General features: G+C 46.2%; 28 protein-coding genes and 1 pseudogene. All 29 read left to right on the forward strand.

From position 1 onward, the window contains the following. Positions 1-86 precede the first annotated feature (86 nt). The 29 genes and pseudogenes from G5B11_RS13850 to G5B11_RS13990 all read left to right on the forward strand — a co-directional run bounded on the left by G5B11_RS13850 (position 87) and on the right by G5B11_RS13990 (position 21,810). The gene (locus G5B11_RS13850) at positions 87-398 is read left to right on the forward strand and encodes a DUF6664 family protein (protein WP_155219387.1); all 312 of its coding nucleotides are present in this window, start codon (positions 87-89) and stop codon (positions 396-398) included. Positions 399-534: 136 nt separating this feature from the next. Next, positions 535-1,161, forward strand: a complete 627-nt coding sequence (locus G5B11_RS13855; RefSeq protein WP_173728698.1) for an alpha/beta fold hydrolase — start codon at positions 535-537, stop codon at positions 1,159-1,161. A 17-nt stretch (positions 1,162-1,178) separates the two neighbouring features. After that, a complete protein-coding gene (locus G5B11_RS13860; protein WP_155219394.1) occupies positions 1,179-1,598 on the forward strand; it encodes a nuclear transport factor 2 family protein in 420 nt (139 codons plus the stop codon). 63 nt (positions 1,599-1,661) lie between these two features. After that, positions 1,662-2,045, forward strand: coding sequence for a GNAT family N-acetyltransferase (locus tag G5B11_RS13865; RefSeq protein ID WP_055194945.1), 384 nt, complete (start codon positions 1,662-1,664; stop codon positions 2,043-2,045). A gap of 23 nt (positions 2,046-2,068) precedes the next feature. Beyond that, positions 2,069-2,503 (forward strand): GNAT family N-acetyltransferase, encoded by a 435-nt coding sequence (locus G5B11_RS13870; RefSeq protein ID WP_173728700.1) that lies wholly within the window; start codon positions 2,069-2,071, stop codon positions 2,501-2,503. Positions 2,504-2,591: 88 nt separating this feature from the next. After that, complete coding sequence (locus tag G5B11_RS13875; protein ID WP_191868110.1) at positions 2,592-3,221, forward strand: CatB-related O-acetyltransferase; 630 nt, start codon at positions 2,592-2,594, stop codon at positions 3,219-3,221. A gap of 93 nt (positions 3,222-3,314) precedes the next feature. After that, positions 3,315-3,617 (forward strand): annotated as a pseudogene (locus tag G5B11_RS13880) (DUF3848 domain-containing protein); the annotation flags it as partial. Positions 3,618-3,648: 31 nt separating this feature from the next. Next, complete coding sequence (locus G5B11_RS13885; RefSeq protein WP_173728704.1) at positions 3,649-3,972, forward strand: hypothetical protein; 324 nt, start codon at positions 3,649-3,651, stop codon at positions 3,970-3,972. A gap of 1 nt (position 3,973) precedes the next feature. Continuing rightward, a complete protein-coding gene (locus tag G5B11_RS13890) occupies positions 3,974-4,942 on the forward strand; it encodes a DUF3991 and TOPRIM domain-containing protein (RefSeq protein ID WP_173728706.1) in 969 nt (322 codons plus the stop codon). Beyond that, a complete protein-coding gene (locus G5B11_RS13895; RefSeq protein ID WP_227700744.1) occupies positions 4,939-6,009 on the forward strand; it encodes a YodL domain-containing protein in 1,071 nt (356 codons plus the stop codon). The genes G5B11_RS13890 and G5B11_RS13895 overlap by 4 nt, the downstream gene beginning before the upstream one ends. 137 nt (positions 6,010-6,146) lie before the next feature. Then, positions 6,147-6,278: a DUF3789 domain-containing protein gene (locus tag G5B11_RS13900; RefSeq protein ID WP_082425124.1), complete on the forward strand. Its 132-nt coding sequence runs from the start codon at positions 6,147-6,149 to the stop codon at positions 6,276-6,278. Continuing rightward, a complete protein-coding gene (locus G5B11_RS13905) occupies positions 6,275-6,613 on the forward strand; it encodes a plasmid mobilization protein (protein ID WP_055194935.1) in 339 nt (112 codons plus the stop codon). The genes G5B11_RS13900 and G5B11_RS13905 overlap by 4 nt, the downstream gene beginning before the upstream one ends. Then, a complete protein-coding gene (locus G5B11_RS13910; RefSeq protein WP_173728708.1) occupies positions 6,604-7,986 on the forward strand; it encodes a relaxase/mobilization nuclease domain-containing protein in 1,383 nt (460 codons plus the stop codon). Before G5B11_RS13905 ends, G5B11_RS13910 begins: the two co-directional genes overlap by 10 nt. After that, positions 7,970-8,779, forward strand: a complete 810-nt coding sequence (locus tag G5B11_RS13915; RefSeq protein ID WP_173728710.1) for a PcfB family protein — start codon at positions 7,970-7,972, stop codon at positions 8,777-8,779. Before G5B11_RS13910 ends, G5B11_RS13915 begins: the two co-directional genes overlap by 17 nt. A 5-nt stretch (positions 8,780-8,784) precedes the next feature. Then, entirely contained in the window at positions 8,785-9,612 is an 828-nt protein-coding gene (locus G5B11_RS13920) for a DUF6674 family protein (protein ID WP_173728712.1), read from the forward strand. A 6-nt stretch (positions 9,613-9,618) separates the two neighbouring features. Further along, positions 9,619-10,506 (forward strand): LtrC-like protein, encoded by an 888-nt coding sequence (locus tag G5B11_RS13925; protein WP_173728714.1) that lies wholly within the window; start codon positions 9,619-9,621, stop codon positions 10,504-10,506. A 15-nt stretch (positions 10,507-10,521) separates the two neighbouring features. Next, complete coding sequence (locus G5B11_RS13930) at positions 10,522-10,722, forward strand: hypothetical protein (RefSeq protein WP_022278669.1); 201 nt, start codon at positions 10,522-10,524, stop codon at positions 10,720-10,722. Then, on the forward strand, positions 10,709-12,502 hold the full coding sequence (locus G5B11_RS13935; RefSeq protein ID WP_022278668.1) for a VirD4-like conjugal transfer protein, CD1115 family: 1,794 nt from the start codon (positions 10,709-10,711) through the stop codon (positions 12,500-12,502). The genes G5B11_RS13930 and G5B11_RS13935 overlap by 14 nt, the downstream gene beginning before the upstream one ends. A 15-nt stretch (positions 12,503-12,517) precedes the next feature. Next, positions 12,518-12,874, forward strand: a complete 357-nt coding sequence (locus tag G5B11_RS13940) for a TrbC/VirB2 family protein (RefSeq protein ID WP_173728716.1) — start codon at positions 12,518-12,520, stop codon at positions 12,872-12,874. A gap of 85 nt (positions 12,875-12,959) precedes the next feature. After that, positions 12,960-13,796: a hypothetical protein gene (locus tag G5B11_RS13945; protein WP_055194923.1), complete on the forward strand. Its 837-nt coding sequence runs from the start codon at positions 12,960-12,962 to the stop codon at positions 13,794-13,796. Between the two features lie 10 nt (positions 13,797-13,806). After that, positions 13,807-13,977, forward strand: coding sequence for a hypothetical protein (locus G5B11_RS13950; RefSeq protein WP_173728718.1), 171 nt, complete (start codon positions 13,807-13,809; stop codon positions 13,975-13,977). Beyond that, complete coding sequence (locus tag G5B11_RS13955; protein ID WP_055194921.1) at positions 13,978-14,343, forward strand: PrgI family protein; 366 nt, start codon at positions 13,978-13,980, stop codon at positions 14,341-14,343. Beyond that, on the forward strand, positions 14,336-16,669 hold the full coding sequence (locus G5B11_RS13960; protein ID WP_173728720.1) for a VirB4-like conjugal transfer ATPase, CD1110 family: 2,334 nt from the start codon (positions 14,336-14,338) through the stop codon (positions 16,667-16,669). The genes G5B11_RS13955 and G5B11_RS13960 overlap by 8 nt, the downstream gene beginning before the upstream one ends. A gap of 33 nt (positions 16,670-16,702) precedes the next feature. Further along, a complete protein-coding gene (gene srtB, locus G5B11_RS13965; RefSeq protein WP_022278663.1) occupies positions 16,703-17,524 on the forward strand; it encodes a class B sortase in 822 nt (273 codons plus the stop codon). Next, positions 17,484-17,846 (forward strand): cysteine-rich VLP domain-containing protein, encoded by a 363-nt coding sequence (locus tag G5B11_RS13970; RefSeq protein WP_244093018.1) that lies wholly within the window; start codon positions 17,484-17,486, stop codon positions 17,844-17,846. The genes srtB and G5B11_RS13970 overlap by 41 nt, the downstream gene beginning before the upstream one ends. A 118-nt stretch (positions 17,847-17,964) precedes the next feature. Further along, positions 17,965-19,701, forward strand: coding sequence for a CHAP domain-containing protein (locus tag G5B11_RS13975; protein WP_173728724.1), 1,737 nt, complete (start codon positions 17,965-17,967; stop codon positions 19,699-19,701). Between the two features lie 163 nt (positions 19,702-19,864). Further along, on the forward strand, positions 19,865-20,248 hold the full coding sequence (locus G5B11_RS13980) for a GntR family transcriptional regulator (protein ID WP_155219444.1): 384 nt from the start codon (positions 19,865-19,867) through the stop codon (positions 20,246-20,248). After that, complete coding sequence (locus G5B11_RS13985; protein WP_173728726.1) at positions 20,229-21,098, forward strand: ABC transporter ATP-binding protein; 870 nt, start codon at positions 20,229-20,231, stop codon at positions 21,096-21,098. Before G5B11_RS13980 ends, G5B11_RS13985 begins: the two co-directional genes overlap by 20 nt. Next, positions 21,091-21,810, forward strand: coding sequence for a hypothetical protein (locus G5B11_RS13990; protein ID WP_173728728.1), 720 nt, complete (start codon positions 21,091-21,093; stop codon positions 21,808-21,810). The genes G5B11_RS13985 and G5B11_RS13990 overlap by 8 nt, the downstream gene beginning before the upstream one ends. Positions 21,811-21,941: the final 131 nt, after the last annotated feature.

Below are 21,941 nucleotides of genomic sequence, written 5' to 3' on the forward strand. Positions count from 1 at the left end.
TAAAAATAGAACTGTGGCTTCCTTGTGCGGGCAATGATTTGTCTTTATAATATGAGACATCATATAAAGAAAAGAGGTAAAACCCGATGGAAGAAAACTGTTCTATCAAACTGTTTGAAAGCGATCTTGAAAGTATGCTGTCTCAGGTAATCGCTAAAGCCCGTTCCCGTGATGAGAAATTGAAGGCTGCAAAGGAAAAGGCGGCAAAGATTAAACATCAAAACGAGAAACTCAATGCTGTCTTGGATTTGGAAAAGCCATCTGCTCTTACCGAAGAAGAATGCGAACTTTTAATCCAGTACCTGCTTGCAGAAAACAATGTTGTATTGGAAGAATACCGCATTTGTTATATGCGGGGGCTGATGGACGGAATGGAAATCAAAAAAACAGTAGAATAAAACTTACATAGCCGCTTGGTTTTACAAAAATCAGGCGGCTATATCTATCACGGCAAGGTGGAAAAAGACATAGTGCTGTGATATAATAAAGTGGCTCTTTGAGAGTCAATGTCAAGAAAACTGAGGTTATTTTCCTATGAAAAATATTTTGATTCACGGCTTGGGACAAAACAGTAAGGATTGGGATACCATTAAAAATGAGTTGGAAACGAGGGGAATTTCCTCTGTCGCTCCTGATTTATTTGACCTTGCAAAAGGCAGGAAATTAGACTATCCCACAGTATATCAGGCATTCAGCGAGCTGTGCGAGTCTTACCAAGACAAACTAAATCTTTGCGGGCTTTCCCTCGGCGGTCTGCTTGCGCTCAATTATGCTATCCAGTATCCGAAAAAAATAAACTCTCTTGTTTTGATCGGAACGCCGTTTGAGATACCGAAAGGACTGCTGAAATTTCAAAATATTGTATTTAGATTTATGCCCAAAGCCGTATTTCAGAATATGGGCGTAAGCAAAAAAGATTTTATTCGTTTGAGCAAATCAATGGTTGATCTCAATTTTATGGATTCGGCGACAGCGCTTGATTGTCCCGCCCTTATTCTTTGCGGCGCAAAGGATAAAACGAATATGGAGAGTGCTAAGCGGTTTCACGAAGCAATGAAAAACAGCAAGCTGGTCATTGTGGAAGCTTCCGGTCACGAAGTAAACAAAGATAATCCGAATGAGTTAGTTCGTGTTTTGCAAGACTTTTGGGCAGAGAGGTAGAGATGAGGTTTTTAATAATGAATGAGAGAGAAAGAATTATCCGGTTATGGTTTGATATGTGGCTGAAACAACAGGATTTGGGCATAGATGATATTTTTACAGAAGATGTGGTTTATACGGAAAGCTGGAGTCCAAAATATCAGGATCGCAAAACTGTTAAGCACTGGTTTAATGAGTGGAATACACGGGGAAAAGTCCTTATTTGGGACATTAAGCAGTTTTTCCATAAAGGTAATCAGACTATCGTGGAATGGTACTTCAAAAATGAAATGAACGCTGGAAGCATAGAAGAATTTGACGGCATTTCACTTGTAGAGTGGACGGATGATAACAAAATTAAGTCTTTAAAAGAATTTGGCTGCAACCGTAATAACTATAATCCGTATCAATATGGCGATCAACCTCGATTTAGAGATGAAAAGGCAAATTGGTTTTGATATGTTGATTATCGTGGTAGATTTCCGTCACGAATTTAATAAAGGAAATATGGAGACAGAAAGATGGAATATATAGTAGATGATAAAAAACTGGACGCATTTACCTTTATTGCGTTCGTCAAACAAGTATGGCAAGGCAATTATGATATTGAAAAAACACAGTGTGCATTGTCTCAGACAATCAATATTACTGCTTATGAAAATGAGGCACTGATTGGCTGCTTGCGTATTCTTACAGACGGATATTATTTCGGTACGATTACAGAGTTGCTCGTCCTTCCTGAATATCAAAAACAGGGAGTCGGCAGTAAACTCTTGCAACTTGCAAAGGATAATACCCCTACTATGCTGTATTTTGGAGCGCAGCCGGGGATAGAAAAGTTTTACGAAAAGAATGGTTGCAAAAGAAGCTTGCAATCCTATGTGATCGAAAAGGAACGGTCATAACGAAAATTTACGAGGTGCTTAGTATGGAAGTCAAAAAAATAGATGATACTCAAATTACAAATGCCATTGACTTGATTTGGCAAACTTTTTTACAATTTGAGGCTCCCGATTATTCTGAAGAAGGAGTTAAGTCGTTTCAGGATTTTATTGAGAACAAAGAGATCATCAAAACATTAGAATTTTGGGGCGCTTATGACGAAGAAGAACTAAAGGGAGTTATCGCAACAAACGAAAACCGGAAGCATATCTGTTGCTTTTTTGTGAAAGCACAGTATCAAAGACAAGGCATTGGTAGAAAGTTGTGGGACTTCCTACGAGAAAATAGTTCAAGCAAAACCATTACAGTAAATTCTTCTCCGTATGCAGTTCCGGTCTATCATAAACTGGGTTTCGTAGATACCGATACGGAGCAACTTTCGGATGGTATGCGATATACACCTATGCAATTTATAAAATGAACGATTGGTTTGAAAGAGGTGGTTTGTAGGTGAAGCGTTGTATTGTAGTAACCGAAATAGTCTAAAATAAAATATCAGGAGGTTAATAATGACTATTTCGGAGACAAAAATCTATCCTCGTACCGGGGACAAACAAACGGTATACTTAAAAAGCGTAGTAAAAAATCCTAATATTATTGTTGGCGATTATACGATGTATAATGATTTTGTAAATGCTCCAACGGATTTTGAAAAAAACAATGTTTTGTATCACTATCCAATCAATCACGACAGACTAATTATTGGAAAGTTTTGCTCTATTGCGTGTGGTGCGAAGTTTATTTTCACAAGTGCTAATCACACTTTGAAGTCATTGTCTACTTACCCTTTCCCATTGTTTTTTGAAGAATGGGAACTGGACAAAAGCAATGTGACAGATTCGTGGGATAATAAGGGAGACATTGTTATCGGTAACGATGTATGGATTGGATATGAAGCTGTTATTATGTCCGGTGTTACCATTGGTAACGGAGCAATCGTTGGGACTCGTGCAGTAGTAACGAAAGATGTGCCGCCTTACACGATTGTAGGCGGTATACCCGCACGACAAATCCGAAAGAGATTTTCTGAAGATACCATATCATCATTATTGAGTATTAGATGGTGGGATTGGTCGGATGAAAAAATTAAAAAAAATATTTCCGCCATTCAAACAGGAAGTATTGATGATCTAAAGTAATGGGACTTACCGAATAACAAATACCTTTACATAGCCGCTTGGTTTTTACAAAAAATCAGGCGGCTATATTTTTGTTTAAGGAGGTGTTCGCTTATGGGCGAAACAGACTACAACGCCCTGCTCTACGATAAGATGAAAGCCGAGCAGGACAAGTACAGAGACTGGCTGCTTAATCAGCCGCCGGAGGAAATTTTGAATCATACCTACGAGTACACGATGAGAGAGGACATCGTGATGTGTATGGAAGAACTGGAGCTTTCTCCGAAACAGGCAAAGGCTTTGCTTCGTTCCCCTTGCCCTCTTGACGATGTCTATAAAGAGTTCAGGGACAGAGAAGTGGAGCATATGGATACCATTCGTGATTCCATCGAAACGAGGGCAAATGATGTGCTCAAACGAGACAAAAACAGAGAAAGCAGGTGAGAAAATGGTGTGTAAATTAAAAACAATCCGTGCGGATATGCTGGTGTTGCAGTGCCAGCTTGAAAGAGAATTGATCAGATATGTGAAGCGGTATCTCTGCCAGCCGCAGGTCACAATCATCACAAATGATAAGCAGTTTGCCTTTATGTGCGAGCTGTACGACTATGTGGAGAATACGGAGCTTCCGCCTGAAATGGTAAGTTCCCTTATGAAAACGAAAAATGTCTTGGAGCTGTCTTGGGACGAATGGCTGATGAATGCCGAAGTTGAAGATATGGAAGATTCCATTGAGAAAGTCGCAGAGCTTCTCAGGAAAGGGAAGATCTGATATGCCATATATTCCGCCGGAAGTGGTCGAACAGGCTCGGCAGATCGACCTTTTAACTTATCTAAGAAGGATGGAGCCGGATAATGTTGAACAAGTCAAAGGAACGAGAAATGTATATCGTACCGTTGACCACGACAGCTTAAAGATTTCAAATGGCAAATGGTTTTGGTGGTCGCAAGGTTTCGGCGGCTATACTGCGCTTGACTATCTGATAAAAGTCAGGAACTATTCTTTTATGGACGCAGTGGAAATCCTAACGGGAAAAGAACTGGCAAAGTGGACGCCGCCACCGAAAAAAGAAGAAAAAACTGAGCCGAAGGCACTGCGTTTGCCGGAAAAATATCAAGACAGCAAACGGGTAATGCAGTATCTTTTTGATCGTGGCATTGACTATCAGATTATTCAGGAGTGTATTGCGGACGGTGTGATTTTTGAAAGCAACGGGCGCTATCATAATGCGGTTTTTGTCGGGAAGGACGAAACAGGGACGCTAAAGTATGCCGCCTACCGTGGTTTAGGAAGCAGCACCTTTAAGGGAGACGCATACGGAAGCGACAAGCAATATTCCTTTCGCCTGCTTGCAAAAGAGCCTTGCCAGTCGGTGCATTTATTTGAAGCCGCCATTGATTTGCTGTCCTATGCCACTTTGCTGAAAGCTCAGGGTAAGGACTATAAATCGGAAAATCTGCTCTCTCTTTCGGGTGTGTATCAGCCGAAGAAAGAGAGCAAAGACAGTAAAATTCCGATTGCGCTTTCCGTTTTCCTTGAGAAAAATCCGCTTATCAAGACGATTCATTTGCATTTGGACAATGACAAAACGGGAAGGCTCTGTACCAAAACCTTAAAAGAGCTGCTCGGAAATAAGTATGAAGTCTTTGACGAGCCGCCGAAGAAAGGCAAGGACTATAACGATTACCTCTGCATACAGCTTGGAATCTACAAATCCAAAGAAAGGAGCTATGAGCGTTGAATGTACGAATTTATCAGATCAATATGAAGCGTGACGCCAACAATGTCGCCTTTATGAATTACGAGAGCCTTCCAAAATTTCAGGGCAGCTCAGAAATCGACAGCAGCCTCTATGATAAGGTGTTCGAGGGAGAAGTAAACTGCTTCACGCTGGAAAAACTCTATGAGATTTTCAATCTTAAACACCCCGCAGGATATAAAGGGCGGTCGATGTCCGTATCCGATGTGGTGGAGATCATTGACGGGAATACCGGAAAAAGCTACTTCCACTTTTGCGACAGCTTCGGTTTTCAGAAGGTCGATTTTGATCCGGAAAAGACGCAGGTCAGCGACCGCTTCCTATCGCTTGCCGAGCAGGAGAAAATCTCTGTCCTGCTCGTTCCGGTCGGCAAATCTCCGATTGTGAAAGAGATACCGAACACCTATGAAGCGATGAAAGAACTGGTCGGCGGGGGCGGTTTAGACGAGTATATGCCCTTTGAAGATGACGCCGCTATCGTCTGCAACCGTGACGGGAAGCAGGAAAAGCTGCCGATGAATCGGGCGGTCTACCAGCCGCCGAAGCGCACACAGATGAGTTACAGCGACCTGAAATCCCTTTTTCGGGAAGCGGAAAACAACAGACAGCACCTTACCGCCCATATCGTTTTTACCGCCGATACCTTCAAAAAACCGTACAGCGAATTTGAACGGACTTATGAAGTAAGCTCGGACAACAAGGCATTCCAGTCCCGTATGGGCGGCTATTCCATCTACGGCGCTTCTTTGGACGGTGTTGATCCGTGCCTGAGAATGGAGGGATTGATGGCGGACGAAATGGGCGGTAAGGACGGTTGGAAAATTGAAAAATGCTTCTTAATGGAAGATTCAAGAGAGGTCGCCGACATCATTCACGGCGATTTTTTTATTGCCCGTTCCAATGTCGTCGATGAGAAATACAGCAGCTTATCGAGCGAACAACTACTGAAATACAAACGGCTTTTTCGGTATCCTGAGCGATTCCACGAAACCGCACACGGGATTGAGATCGAGCCGTTTAAGCCCAACAGGGCGGACAAAGAACGATAAATATCAGGAAAAACGGGGCAGCCCGACAGGTCTGCGTTAGCTTAGCGAGCAGACTGTTTTTACTCCTATCGGGCAAAAACAGTAAAAGCTCGTTAGGGGCTGCCCCTAATACCCCAATACAGGAAAGGATTTTGACTATGCACGAATTTCTATTCTTTATGATAGGCTTCCTGCTCGGTGGCGTTATCGGCGTAATGATTATGTGTCTTATGCAGATCAACCGAATCAGCCGCACACCAAATATCCGAAAGGAGGACGAGGAACTGTGAAACGAACAGTCAAAAAACAGTTTTGGTTTTCAAAGGCGGAAGCACAGGACTTGCAGAAGAAAGCAAAGAAAGCCTGCCTGACCGAAGCGGCGCTGATTCGACTGCTGCTTCGTGGCTATGAGCCGAGAGAAAAACCGGACGAGAGATTTTATGACGCTATGCGGGAGCTTTCCGCTATCGGCAACAACATCAATCAGCTCGCCATTAAAGCGAACGCCCTCGGCTTTGTGGATTCGCAAATGCTGAAGAACGAGGCGCTGAGGTGGCACAAGTTTCAGGCGGCGATTGAGCGTGAATTTCTGCGCCCTGAAAAAAGCGGATTGAAATGGCAGTAACAAAGCTTTGGAAGGTAAGCGTCCGGCTCGGTCAGGTACTGGACTATACGACCAATCCTGAAAAGACCGCCAACCCCGAATATTCTGCCGAAGATTATCAGGCGCTCAAAGATGTGCTTGCCTATGCGAAGGACGAGGAGAAAACGGAACACGAGTTTTTCTGTGACGGGATCAACTGCAATGTGGCGATGGCTCGTGACCAGTTCATTACCGTCAAGGAACAGTTCGGCAAGACGGACGGGATTCAGGCGTATCACGGGTATCTAAGCTTTAAGGAAAACGAGGTCACGCCCGAACAGGCGCAGCAGATCGGAATGGAGTTTGCAAGAAAGATGTGGGGCAAGCGGTTTCAGGTGGTCGTTACTACCCATCTGAACACGAAACATCTCCACTGCCATTTTGTCATCAACTCCGTTTCCTTTGCCGATGGGAAGCGGCTGAAAGACAAAGAAAAGTCTTGGTACTACTTCCGCCATATCGCCGATGAGATCTGCTTGGAACATAAGCTGTCCATTGTAGAAAAGCCGGAGCTGCACAGATCGCCCGCCTATCTTACGATGAAGGACGAGGCGGGTATGCCTACCCGATACAACAACGCAAAAAAAGCGATTGACGAGGCGATTGCGATGAGCCGCAACCTGCGGCAGTTCCAATATGAACTGGGCGTGATGGGCTACCACTCAAATTTCAGTCCCAACCGCAAGTATGCGACGGTTACACCCAAGGGCAGCGAAAAGCCGATACGGACTTACCGGCTCGGCGAGGAATACACCAAAGAGAAAATCCTTGAAAGGCTGATTGCTAATCGGGATAATATTGTGTTCAAGCCGTTCCAGCCAAAGACCTATATTGTCCGGCAGTACCGCCTGCCCACAAGAGAAAGCAAAATCCAAAAGGTCGGCGGTCTGTATGGCTTGTATCTCTACTACTGCTATCGGCTCGGCTACCTTCCGAAGCACAATCAGAAACAACAGAATACGGCGAGGCTTCACTATCTTCTCAAAGACGATCTGATGAAGATGGACGAACTCACCAAACAGGTAACGCTGCTCGGCAAGCACCAGATCGGTACGGACGAGCAGCTTTTTTCATATAAGCGGTCGGTTGAGGACGAAATCAAAACCCTTACCGCCGACAGAACACATCTCCGAAATGAAATACGAAAGGTAGATATATCAGATGAACGGCTGTCGGCGGCAAAGATGAAAATTTCAGCTATCTCCGAACGCTTGAAAGAGCTTCGCAAAGAAGTAAAGCTCTGCGACGGGATTGCGAAGCGGTCAGGCGTAATTGCCGATACCCTTTCGCAAGTGAAAGCAGAGGAAGAAAAATCTCAAAGAAAGGAGTCCCGAAACTATGAACAACGGCGGTGACGCAGCAGAACAAATCGTCAGGCTGTCGCTTGAAGGATTTGAAGTGGCTGTCCGGCTCACAGGCTCGGCGGCGAAGAATATCGCTATTCTGTTAGCTTCCGTGCTGAAGCAGGAGATCAGCCAGTCGAATAAGACACGGGGGAAAGCACGGCTTACCAATATGATTAAGTCCGGCAAGGAACTGAAGGTCTTTTCGTTCCAGCAGAAAGACCTGCCGAAGTTTACCGAACAGGCAAAACGATACGGCGTCCTTTACTGCGTTCTGCGTGATAAAAATACCAAGAGCGATACGGCGATGGTCGATATTATCGCCCGTGCGGAGGACGCTGCGAAAATCCAGCGTATTTCCGACCGCTTTGAACTTGGTAAAGTCGATAAGGCTTCCATTGTTTCCGAAGCGGAAAAAGATGTGGCAGACCGTGAAGCGGTTGCCAATGAAGTGCCTACGAAATCAAGGGGCGAGATCATCGTGGAGGAAGCGATGGGAAAGCCAATGCAGAAGGAGGGAAATTCCCACCAAAACCCCTCGGTCGCAAAGACGGACAAAAGCCCTCTGTCCGAGCGAGACTTAGAAACGACAGGTACGCACACTGATAAGGGTGTCGCAAAGGCAGCGGATAAGAAGCCTTCGGTCAAGGAAAAGCTCGACCGATACAAGGCGGCTGCCAAAGCGGAAAAGGAAGCAGAGCGTACTGTGCCGGAGGCTTCCAAAGAGAAGCCGAAAACCCCTGAAGCCAATCGGCAAACCGTTCACAGGCAGCCGAAGAAATCCAAGAAGTCGAAAGAGAGGTGAGCGAAATGGATCAACTAAAGGAACACCCGCAGATCGTGGAACTTTTAGACACGCTCGATAAAAACGGCTTGATGAAAGAGAAAAACGAGGTGCAGTCGCTGGTAAGTTATATCGGCGGTATGGAAGAAACGCTGACAGGAATGCTCGGCGAGCTTCAGGATATGCGCCGTGAAATCAATCTGATCCACAACAACACGCTGCGGAGCAAGTGCCATACCCTTGTGGAAAAAACGGAGAGCAAAATCCGTCAGGGATTTTCCGCAGTCAAAAAGATGAAGGATAATCTGATCCAGTCAGCCGGAAACGCTGTGCGGGCGTTCCGGGAAAAAGGCAGGGACGCCATTGCTGAGTCGGTCAGGGCAATGAAAATCCCCGAAGCGCTGGATAAGCTGTCCTCGATGTTCGGTAAACTGTCAAAGGATATGGCGCAGGATACAAGAAAACTGTCCGCTATGCAGACGGAGCTTCAGGGCGCAAAGGGGCATTTGAAAAATATGGGGCTGCTGTTTATGGGAAAAGCCGCAAAGGAAGCGGAACATTCCAAGAGTGATAAAGGCGTATTATCAAGGTTGTCCCGTTTATTTGAAAAAGCGCAGAAAGGATTTGCGTCTTTGGAGCAAAAGGCGATGGATACGGCGGATAAGCTCAGAGTTTCCCGTGTGAAATCGTCTGTAAAAGAAAATCTCAGCAGATATAGGGCGGCGGCGAAAGCAGAAAAAGGAACAGAGCGCAGCGAGCCGACCGCTTCCAAAGAAGAAAACCGCACAGCACAGGCGTTGGGGCAGATTAGCGTCCCGCACCCGCAAAAATCAAATCTATCAAAAGAGAGGTAAAAAGATATGACCAACGATTTTAAGAATAAGCAAAGCAGCGGCGCAAGACCGCCGAGACTTTCGCCGGAGGAATACGCCGCCAAGAAAAAGGCGGAGAAAGAAGCCATTTATCAACTGCTCGACAATACCGCTTCGGAAGTGGTGCAGTCGCCGGAAAAATTCAAAGCCTACCTTGATGTGCAGAGCCGTATGGACAGGTACACAGCGAACAATGCGTTGCTGATGTATAAGCAATTCCCGCAGGCAAGTCAAATCAAGGAATTTGGCGATTGGACGGCGGACGGTGTAAAGGTCAATAAAGGCTCCAAGACCTTTATTATCCTTGATCCCTACGAGTACACCAAGAAGGACGGGACAATCGGCATTGATTTCAATTTGAAAAGAGTGCTGGATGTTTCACAGACCAACGGCAAGCGCCCTGCCGCCCCGACCGCTAACCGTGATCCGAGAAAGTTGGTGGCGGTTATGCTCGACAGCGCCCCAATCAATATTGAAAGCACCAATGAGCTGCCTTATCCCGATATGGGCGCTTTCTATAAAAATGAAGATCAGACGCTTTATGTGAAGCGGGACATCGGCGACAGCGTTGCCCTCTGCCAGTGCGTCGCTCAGGAACTCGGTCACGCCGAGCTTTCTATGAACAGCGAGGTATACAGCCGCAGGGATATGGGATTTCAGGCGGTGTGCATTGGGTATATGCTCTGCAAGAAATACGGAGTCGATACGCAGAATTTCGCTATCGACCGTATCCCCGACGAACTGAAAAACAAAGAGCCGAAAGAAATTAAAGCTGAACTCGGCAAGACGCAGAAGGCGTTTAAGGAAATTACCGCCCGTGTTTCCGACGAGCTGTACCGCCAGCGGGCGGAGCGCTCAAAGGAACAGGAGAGATAACCGGAGGTAGCTGCGATGAAAGAAGAACTCTACCATATCGCTTTGGACGATTATGAACACGGCGTTGTGATCCGTTCCCTGAACGATAAAAAGACCGACCTCAAAAAAGAGGGCAAGTCCACCGACGCCGTAGACGATCTGATTATTAAAATCGGTCACGCCCCAAGACGCAAGTTCAAAGTGGTAGAAAAGGAATCCTGCCGTGAATCGAGATAGCAACAAGCAGTCTGCGATTATCCTTGCGGTTATTGGGATTCTTCCCGTTGTGTGGCTCGGCTTATTGATAGCGCCGTCCGTCAAGGGCGGTCTGCCGGAGATACTGCCGAGCCTTTTGACGGCATTCAATGATCCGTTCCATATCGAGCTTTGCGGGGACAGCTTAAAAACTGTCCTCGTTTTGCTTTTGCTCTACGGAATGGGGATTGGAATTTATTTGTCCACACGGAGGAACTACCGCAGGCGTGAGGAACACGGCTCAGCGAAATGGGGCAGCGCAAAAGCCATTGATAAAAAGTACCGTCAAAGCCCGCCCTCGGAAAATAAGCTGATGACGCAGAATGTCCGAATCGGACTCAATGCGAAAAAGCACCGGAGGAATCTGAATACTCTGGTGTGCGGCGGCTCCGGCGCAGGCAAGACAAGATTCTATTGCAAGCCGAATTTAATGCAGACAAGCAATTCCTCTCAGGTAATTTTAGATCCAAAAGGGGAAATTCTGCGTGATGTCGGCAATCTGCTTGAAAAAGCAGGCTATGAGATCAAGGTGCTGGACTTGATTTCAATGGAGAAAAGCCATTGCTACAACCCGTTTGTCTATCTCAGGAACGACAACGATATTCAGCGCCTTGTGACCAATCTTTTTAAGAGTACCACCCCGAAAGGCTCACAGTCCAACGATCCTTTTTGGGATACTGCGGCGAGTATGCTTTTACTCGCCCTTATTTTTTATTTGCACTACGAAGCGCCGGAGGAGGAACAGAATTTTGCGATGGTAATGGAAATGCTCAGGGCGGCGGCGATTGAGGACGAGGAGGACAACCGCCCTTCTCCCCTCGACAATCTGTTTGCCGATTTGGAAATGGATAATCCCGACCATATTGCATTGAAATACTATCGTTCCTACCACTCCGGCTCGGCAAAGACCTTGAAATCCATTCAGATTACCCTTGCCGCAAGATTGGAGAAATTCAATCTTGAAAGCTTAGCGGCGCTGACTTCCGCTGATGAGCTTGACCTTGCTTCAATGGGCGAGAAGAAAACGGCGCTGTTTGCGCTGATACCGGATAATGATTCGAGCTTCAATTTCCTCGTCAGTATCCTCTACACACAGCTTTTCCAGCAGCTTTTTTACTCCGCCGACCATATCCACGGCGGCAGTCTGCCGATACCTGTCCATTTTTTGATGGACGAATTTGCGAATGTTTCGCTGCCTGACGATTTTGACAAGATACTTTCCGTTATGCGTTCAAGAGGCGTATCAGTATCCATTATCCTGCAAAATCTGGCACAGCTCAAAGCCCTTTTTGAAAAGCAATGGGAATCCATCGTAGGCAACTGCGATGAATTTCTCTATCTCGGCGGCAATGAGCAGAGTACGCACAAGTATGTGTCCGAGCTTTTAGGCAAGGAAACGATTGATACGAACACCTACGGGAAAAGCGAGGGGCGGAGCGGAAACTACTCGACCAATTATCAGATTTCCGGTCGTGAGCTGCTTACCCCTGATGAAGTGAGAATGCTCGACAACCGCTACGCTATTTTGTTTATCCGTGGCGAGCTTCCGGTAATGGATTTGAAGTACGACATTTTGAAGCACCCGAATGTGGCGTATACCGCAGACGGGAAAGGCGGCGTGTATCAGCACGGCGAAGTCACAAAAAATGTGGCGACCATTGAAACCCTGTATGTTGATCTCGACAGCGTTCCCGAAATGGAGCTTTCGGAAACGACTTACGAGCTGTTGTCCGATGAGGACTTTGAGAACTTATCAAATTGATTGGAGGAAAACAGAATGAATATTTTTCATAAGACGCAGAAGAAAGAAACCCGCAAACTGCCGATGACCGGAAAGGTAAAGAAAGGCTTTCGTTATTACTGTGCGGCGGTTTTAAGCCTGACTGCTGTTTTTGCGATGTCTACAACGGCTTTCGCCGCAGGCGATCCGCTTACCGTTGTCAACAACCTGTCCGATTTCATCTTCGGCTTTATCCGTGCGATTGGTCTGATCCTGCTCGGTTTTGGTATCGTTCAGGTAGGACTTTCCCTGAAATCCCACGATCCTTCGCAGCGTGCAAACGGATTTCTGACGCTGGCGGGCGGTATCATTATCGTTTTTGCGAAAGAAATCCTCACTCTGATTACGGGCTAATCCTTTACGCAAACGACGCTCAGGGGCGTTCCTGAAAAACAATTCAGGGACGCCCCATTTTTCTTTTTAAGGAGGTGCTACGAAATTGAGTGATAACTGGGTAGTTCAGAATCTCCAGAATGCCCTCGAAACTTGGAATGAAAAACTCGCTGAGATATGGCAGCTCATCACAACTACGCCGCAGAGCTTCAAAGGCGGTGGGATATGGGCGGTCATTGTCAATATCAACGGCGCTGTGCAGGCGATTGGTCTTGCGCTTTTGGTGCTGTTTTTTGTGGTCGGTATGGTACGCACCTGCGGCAGCTTCAGTGATGTCAAGAAACCGGAACACGCTGTCAAGCTCTTTATCCGATTTGCGCTTGCAAAGGCGGGTATCACTTACGGTATGGAGCTAATGCTTGCCCTGTTCAATATCGTGCAGGGTACAATCGGCACGATTATGACCGCCGCAGGCTTTACTTCCGCACAGCAGACCACTCTGCCGCAGGAAATGATTGACACCATAGAAAGCTGCGGCTTTTTCGAGAGTATCCCGTTATGGGCGGTTACGCTCATCGGCGGCTTGTTTATCACAGTAATGTCATTCCTGCTCATAATGACGGTGTACGGGAGATTTTTTAAGTTATATATGTATACGGCGCTCGCCCCGATTCCGCTTTCCACTTTTGCGGGAGAGCCGAGTCAGAATGTGGGGAAATCATTTATCAAAAGCTACTGCGCCGTATGTTTGGAAGGTGCAGTGATTGTTTTAGCCTGCATTATCTTCTCGCTGTTCGCTTCTTCCCCGCCTGTGGTCGATCCCAATGCGGCGGCAGTCACGCAGGTTTGGTCATATATCGGCGAGCTGCTCTTTAATATGCTCGTTTTGGTCGGCTCGGTGCGGATGTCTGACCGGATAATCCGTGAGATGATGGGACTGTAAGGAGAACAGAATGAAACGAATATACAACAAATTCAAGGGCTACACCCTTGCGGACTGCGATTGCAGATATTGCCTGTATTACGGAGGGCGGCGAAAAGGCAAAGTTATCTGTCTTGCAGACGAGTGCGTCTGCGCCGATGAAATCCGGCAGGCACAAAAACGAAAAGAAAGGAGTTCCTAAATGGAAGTCAAAATCAACAGAGAAATCAGGAATTACACGGAAGCGATGTTTTTCGGACTGTCACTGCGGCAGTTCATTTTTTCTGCCTGCGCCTGCGTGGTGGCGGTGGGTATCTATTTTCTGCTCAAGCCCTATGTCGGCACGGAAACCGTATCGTGGATGTGCATTTTGGGAGCCGCACCCTTTGCGGCTCTTGGTTTTGTTAAATACAACGGAATGACCGCCGAGAAATTTATCTATGCGTGGATCAAGTCGGAGTTTTTAATGCCGAAAAAGCTCACTTTCCGTTCAACGAATACCTACTACGAGCTGTTCAAGCCGAGTATCGAAGCAAAAGCAAAGGAGGCTATGAAATCGAATGATTAAAACACTTACCAATCTCCGCAAGCAGGAAAAGGAAAAGTTTGTCGTGCCGAAGGGCGTTCAGGATGTGATCCCCATTACCGCCATTTATGACGACGGTATTTTTCAGATCGGGAAAGACAAGTTTTCCAAGACCTATAAATTTTCAGATATTAACTACGCTGTTGCCAGCCGTGAGGACAAGGAAGCGATGTTCCTTGAATACTCGGAGCTGCTCAATTCCCTCGACTCCGGCGCAACGACAAAAATCACGATCAACAACCGCCGCTTAAACCGATTGGACTTTGAGAACAACATCCTTATCCCGATGAAAGGCGACAGCCTTGATGAATACCGTGAGGAGTATAACAAAATCCTTTTGGAAAAAGCCACAGGCGCAAACGCTATCGTGCAGGATAAGTATATGACGATTTCCGTCAACAAGAAGAATATTGAGGACGCAAGGAATTATTTTGCCCGTGTGGGCGCTGACCTGATCGCCCACTTCGGCAGGCTCGGCAGCAAGTGCTTGGAGCTGGAAACCGATGAAAGGCTGCGTATCTTCCACGACTTTTACCGTGTGGGCGAGGAATCCTCTTTCCACTTTGATATAAAGGAAACCCGCAAAAAGGGACACAGCTTCAAGGACTATATCTGCCCTGATTCAATGGAATTTGAAAAGGACTACTTCAAAATGGGCGACCGTTATGGGAGAGTCCTTTTTTTGCGTGAGTACGCATCCTATATCAAGGACAGTATGGTGGCGGAGCTGACCGATCTCAACCGCAATCTGATGATGTCGATTGATGTTGTACCCGTGCCGACTGATGAAGCGGTACGGGAAGCGGAAAATCGTCTGCTTGGTGTGGAAACGAATATTACCAACTGGCAGAGGCGGCAGAACTCCAATAATAACTTTTCGGCGACCGTTCCCTATGATATGGAACAGCAGAAAAAGGAAATGAAGGAATTTCTCGATGATTTAACGACGAGAGATCAGAGAATGATGTTCGCCGTGATTACCTTTGTGCATACGGCGGATTCCAAAGAACAGCTTGATAACGACACGGAAGCGCTGCTTACCACGGCGAGAAAGCACCTTTGTCAGTTCGGCGTGTTGAAATTCCAGCAGGTGGACGGGCTGAATACGGTTATGCCGTTTGGCGTGCGGAAGATTGATACCTTCCGTACCCTCACAACCGAAAGTCTCGCCGTGTTTATCCCGTTTCGGGTGCAGGATATTTTTCACGAGAACGGTATCTACTACGGGCAGAATGTTATCAGCAAGAATATGATTATTGCCGACCGCAAACAGCTTTTGAACGGTAATTCCTTTATCCTCGGCGTATCCGGCGGCGGCAAGTCCTTTGCTGCAAAGGGAGAAATCGAGAATGTAATCCTTTCTTCGGAATCAGATGTTATCATCATTGATCCGGAGCGAGAATATTCACAGCTTGTTAAGGCGCTCGGCGGCGAGGTAATCCATATTTCCGCCACTTCGCAAAATCACATCAACGCTATGGATATGACGAAGGAGTACGGCGACGGGGCGAATCCGGTTATTTTGAAGTCGGAGTTTATTATGTCCCTGTGCGAGCAGCTCATCGGCGGCAGCAACCTCGGCGCAAAGCAGAAGTCCATTATCGACCGCTGCACCGCCAGCGTGTACCGCACCTATCAGCAGAATAACTATCAGGGCGAAGTGCCGACCTTGCAGGATTTCAGGGCGGAGCTTCTGAAACAGGACGAGCCGGAGGCGAAGGAAATCGCCCTTGCCATCGAGCTGTTTACAAGCGGCAGCTTGAACACCTTTGCGAAGCATACGAATGTGGATACCAATAACCGTCTGATCTGCTATGACATTTTAGACCTCGGCAAACAGCTTATGCCTATCGGTATGCTGGTCGTTCTCGACTCTATCTTAAACCGCATTACGCAGAACAGGGCGAAAGGCAGAAATACCTTCATCTTTATTGATGAGATTTATCTGCTGTTCCAGCACGAGTATTCCGCTAACTTCCTTTTTACCCTTTGGAAGCGTGTGCGTAAATACGGTGCTTATGCGACGGGTATTACGCAGAATGTGGACGACCTTTTGCAGAGCCATACGGCAAGGACAATGCTCGCAAACTCTGAGTTTATCATTATGCTCAATCAGGCTTCCACGGACAGGCTGGAGCTGGCGAAGCTCTTAAATATCTCCGACCTTCAGATGTCGTATATTACGAATGTGGAAGCCGGACACGGGCTTATCAAGGTGGGCAGTTCCCTTGTGCCGTTCGCAAATAAATTCCCGAAAAATACGAAGCTGTATAAGCTGATGACAACAAAACCGGGCGAGAGCGCATAAGCTCCCGCCCCTTGTTTCAGAAAGGATATGGCAATGAGAAAAAAGATTTGTATTGCGTTGATGACGGCGTTTACCGTCCTGCTCGGCGTCAGCAGTTATTTCATTATTGACCATTACAGGGAGGCGGAACATCAGGAACAGCTGTACGATTCCCTCGTACAGCTCGTAGAGGACAGCGAAACCGAGCCTGCCGAGCCGATCATCTATTCGGAAGATAAGACGATACTGCCGGAGCTTACCGAGTTGTACCGTCAAAACAATGATTTGGTCGGTTGGATTTGCGTGGAGGATACGAACATCAATTATCCAGTTATGCAGACGGTGGATAACCCGAACTACTATCTAAAGCGTGGATTTGATAAAGAATACAGTTCTTACGGCTGCCCGTATGTGCAGGAGGATTGTGATGTCCTAAAGCCTTCGGACAATTTAGTGATCTACGGTCATCATATGAACAACGGCTCGATGTTCGCCGACTTTGAAAAATTCAAGGACGAGGATTTCTGGCGGGGACATAAAACGATTGCCTTTAACACCCTGACAGAGAAAAATGAGTATGAAATCCTTGCGGTTTTCAAAACCGTTGTCTACACCGACAGCCCTGAAGCCTTCAAATATTACCGCTTTACGGACGCTCAGTCGCCGGAGGAGTTTGACGCTTATATTGATAAGTGCAAAGAGCTTTCCCTTTACGACACGGGCGTATCGGCGGAGTACGGCGACAAGCTGATCACGCTTTCCACCTGTGAATACTCCCGTACAAACGGAAGGATTGTCGTTGTGGCGAAAAAAGTAACAGAAAGCAGTGGTGCAAATGCTCCCGCAAATGACGGGGCGGCAGAGATACCGAGCTAATGCCCTGATAAAGAAGCTGTGCGCTAATTATGATGACGGGAACTGCCTGCTTCTTGATGAAGGGGAAGGCTGCGTCTGCGTACAGAGTATATCCTACTCGTTTTTATGCAGGTATTTCCGCAATGCGGTACTTCCGGCAGATCCGGCGCTGGAAGCGGAGATACTTGGAACGCACCCTGACAGGTGCGTTTCCTGCGGCGCTCCGATTATCAAGCGTGGCAACAGGAAAAAGTATTGTGAGAAATGCGCCGGTATCGCATACAAAAGGCAGCAGGCAGAGTACGCAAGGAAAAAGCGCACAGAATCGAAAAATAGAGGGTAAAAAGTCCTTGATTTAAGCGGCTTTTCAGCCCTCGTACTTTGAGGGGCAAGGTGTTGATACCTTTTCCCCTCTTTTTTTACTTCAAAGCGTCCACAGGCGCTTGGAAAGGAGGTTTTCTATGCCGGATATTAAGACAAGGGATATAGCGAAAGGCACGATCAAAACGATTGACAAATCGGCGGTTGCCGCCGAGCGTATGAAATCCACCTTTATCCAGACTAAAGAAAAAGCGGAACACTCCGTTGATGTCCCTGAAAGCAGTGCGGAGGAATACGCTTCCAACCGTTTGGAAAGCGGTACCGACCGAGTTTCCCACGAAGCCGTACACCAATTTGACAAGCAGGGGCGCAAGGGCGTTCAGGCGACAAAGCAGAATATCGTCAAGGCAAAGGACGGTATTCAGAAATTCAAGGAAAAGCGGGCGGCGCAGTCGCTTCAAAAACAGGCGCAGGCGGCAACTCCACGAAAAGGCGTCGGTCAGGGTATCAAGGCGGTGGAACAGCCGAAGAAGGCAGTAAAAGAGTCTGTCCGTTCCGCAGGAAAAAAGACGATTAAGACGGTTGGGAAAGGCTCGGCGAAAACAGCGCAGAAAACGGTAAAAACCGCAGAGCGCACCGCTAAAACGACCGTCAAGACAGCACAGCGTACCGCAAAGGCGGCGCAGAAAACAGCGCAGGCTACGGTCAAGGCTTCTCAAAGGGCAGTTCAGGCGGCACGGGCGGCGGCTCGTGCCGCCGTTATTACGGCGAAAGCAATCGCAAAAGCGATAGCGCTTGCGGTCAAGGCGATTATCGCCGGAACAAAAGCGTTGATCGCCGCAATCGCCGCAGGCGGCTGGATAGCGGTTTTGGTCATTATTGTGATTTGCCTGATCGGTATGCTTCTCGGATCAGTGTTCGGTATCTTTTTCTCAGGCGAGGATTCCGGCACGGGTATGAGTATGCAGACCGTTGTGCAGGAAATCAATACCGAATACAATACCAAACTGCAAGAGGAGAAAAGCTCGGTATCCTATGATGTCCTTGAAATGAGCGGTAGCCGTGCCGTTTGGAAAGAGGTGCTTGCGGTATACTCGGTCAAGGTCAACACCGATCCGGATAATCCCCAAGAGGTCGCAACGATGGACGAATCGAAAAAGCAGCTTCTCACGGACATCTTTTGGGAGATGAACGAAATAAGCTCCAGCACCGACACCAAAACCGAGACGGTCATTACCGAAACCGATGACGGTCACGGAAATATCGTGGAGACGGAAAGCACGGTCACGCAAACCTATCTGTATATCACGGTCAGCCATAAGACCGCCGATGAGATGGCGGCGCAGTATGGATTTAACGAGGAACAGAAAGAGTATCTTGCAGAGCTGCTTGCCGATGAAAACAATTCGCTGTGGTCGCAGGTGCTTTACGGGATTACGGGGACAGACGATCAGATCGTAACCGTTGCGCTTTCCCAAATCGGAACAATGGGCGGCGATCCGTACTGGTCTTGGTACGGTTTTAATTCCCGTGTAGAGTGGTGCGCTTGCTTCGTTTCGTGGTGCGCTAATGAATGCGGGTATATTGACGCTGGTGTAATTCCGAAATACGCAGGCTGCGTCAACGGCGTACAATGGTTTAAGGACAGAGGGCAATGGCTGGATAACAGCGCCGAGCCTACGCCGGGTATGATTATCTTCTTCGATTGGGCGGACGAAAGCGGTCAGGACGGATTATCCGACCATACGGGTATCGTCCAAAAAGTAGAAAACGGCAGAGTTTACACGGTCGAGGGCAACTCCGGGGATTCTGTTCGTCAGAATAGTTATCCGGTTGGGTATTACGAAATACTCGGCTACGGTGCACCTGCCTATTGATCGGAGGGCAAAAACGAGCCGCTTGCTTAAATGCAGGCGGCTTAATTACATAAAAATTCGCAAAAAGGTATTGACAAATAGAATCTCAGTGGGTATACTTTGCTTGTAAGATAGTTAGTTACTCAACTAACAGACAAACAAGCAGGTGTAGGAGGTGCTATGATTGAATGTAAATCCGAATATAGATAAACCGATCTTTCTTCAGATCGCAGAGCAGCTTGAAGATTCTATATTTACTGGTGCTTTTCCTGAAGAAACACAAATCCCATCGACAAATGAAATTTCTGCGCTGCTCAGTATCAATCCACATACTGTTCTAAAAGGAATGAATGTGCTGGTTGACGGGGGAATCATCTACAAGAAAAGAGGTCTTGGAATGTTTGTGAAAGAAGGTGCAGTCGAAAAAATTCGACAAAAACGGCAAAGTCAGTTTTATGAGCAGTATGTTTCGACTTTAATAAGCGAAGCATTGAAGCTGCAAATGTCTAAAGAGGATATTATTTCTTTGATAGAAAGGGGTTATGACAATGAATGCCATTCAAATTAAAAATATAACGAAACGCTATAAAGATGTCACAGCGCTTGACGATATTTCTTTTTCCTTTGAGTTCGGGAGAATATATGGGTTTTTAGGAAGAAACGGGGCAGGAAAATCTACCCTTATCAATATTATCGCAAACCGGATTTTTGCAGATCAGGGCGAAGTCCTGATTGATGGTATTCCTGCAAAAGAAAATATGGGTGTCCACGAAAAGATTTTTTGCATGAGTGAAGCGGATTTATATGACAGAGATTTGAAGGTTAAGGATCATTTCAAGTGGACAAATCGTTTTTATAACGATTTTGATCTGGATAAAGCCTTTGAACTTTCCAAAAAGTTCAATCTTGATATTAACAAAAGGTTTAAGGCGTTATCGAAAGGGTATCAGTCCATTTTCAAGCTGATTATTGCGCTATCACTGAATGTTCCGTATGTAATCTTTGATGAGCCGGTTCTGGGGCTTGACGCAAACCACAGGGAACTGTTTTACAGCCTGCTCCTTAAAGAATTTGAGAACAATGAGCGGACGCTTATTATTGCGACACATCTGATAGAGGAAGTTTCCAATATTATTGAGGAAGTTGTCTTGATTGATAAAGGGAAAATTCTTCTTCAGGAAACGGTTGAGGAACTGCTTGAAAAAGGATATAGCATTTCCGGGGTGGCTCAGGAAGTTGACCATTATTGTGAAGGCAAGAATGTCATCGGATATGACGAGTTGGGCGGCTTGAAAATTGCCTATGTATTAGGAGAAAAAACGGCTTTACCTCAAGGAAGCAATCTGCAAGTTACGGCAATGAATTTGCAAAAACTGTTTGTCAAGATGACAGAGAAAGGTGGCGGCGAAAATGAGTAAATTAAAATCTGCGGTTTTATATGAATACTTAACTAAAGTAAAGGCAATAGGAATTTTCTATTTGATCCAATATTTGATAGTGGCTCTCATTTTTACGATTGTTGCAATTTGTACTAAAGGAAATGAAACTGGCTCAAATACTTTAGAGTTCAGTTCTGTTGTTTTTGTCAGTGTTATAGGCGTATTAGGCTACAAAGAAGATTTCAAGGCGTTGCTCCAAAATGGATATACCCGAAAATATATTTTTGGGGCGACTGTTTGTATGTTTACATTGCTGGCGGGTACAATGGCACTTATTGATACCATAATCGGTAACTCTCTTCATTTCTTCAACAGTAACTATTTTACCTTATACAGTAGCCTTTATGGATTCGGAAATATTTTTATAAACTGGTTATGGCTTACTGCTTTATATTTGATGTTTTGCAGTCTTTTCTATTTAGCGATTTTAGTCATCAACAGAGTTGGAAAAACAATTTCTCTTTTGATCGGAGTTGGAATATCTGGAATCATTCTTCTTGTTATGGCGTTGTTCCAGTTTGTATTCTCAGATGAAATTGTAAGCAAGGCTATGGAATTGACGATGAGAGCAGTAGGATTTATGAGCGATGGTACAATAAATCAGTTTTTCCCAATTCTATCATTTCTCATAATCGGAGCTCTTTTTGGAATTGGCTCATATGCTGTAATCCGCCGTACAGAATTAAAATAAAACTATACCCAAAATAATACGGTGCTACCCACTTGGGTAACACCGTACAGACTGTAGACAAACTTGGTGTTGGGTGTTATGCCCAGCACCATTTTTCTTTTAAAACTTTTTTTCTTTTTATTTTCTCCAAA

This window comes from Blautia glucerasea (assembly GCF_013304385.1).
GTDB lineage: Bacteria > Bacillota > Clostridia > Lachnospirales > Lachnospiraceae > Blautia_A > Blautia_A ammoniilytica.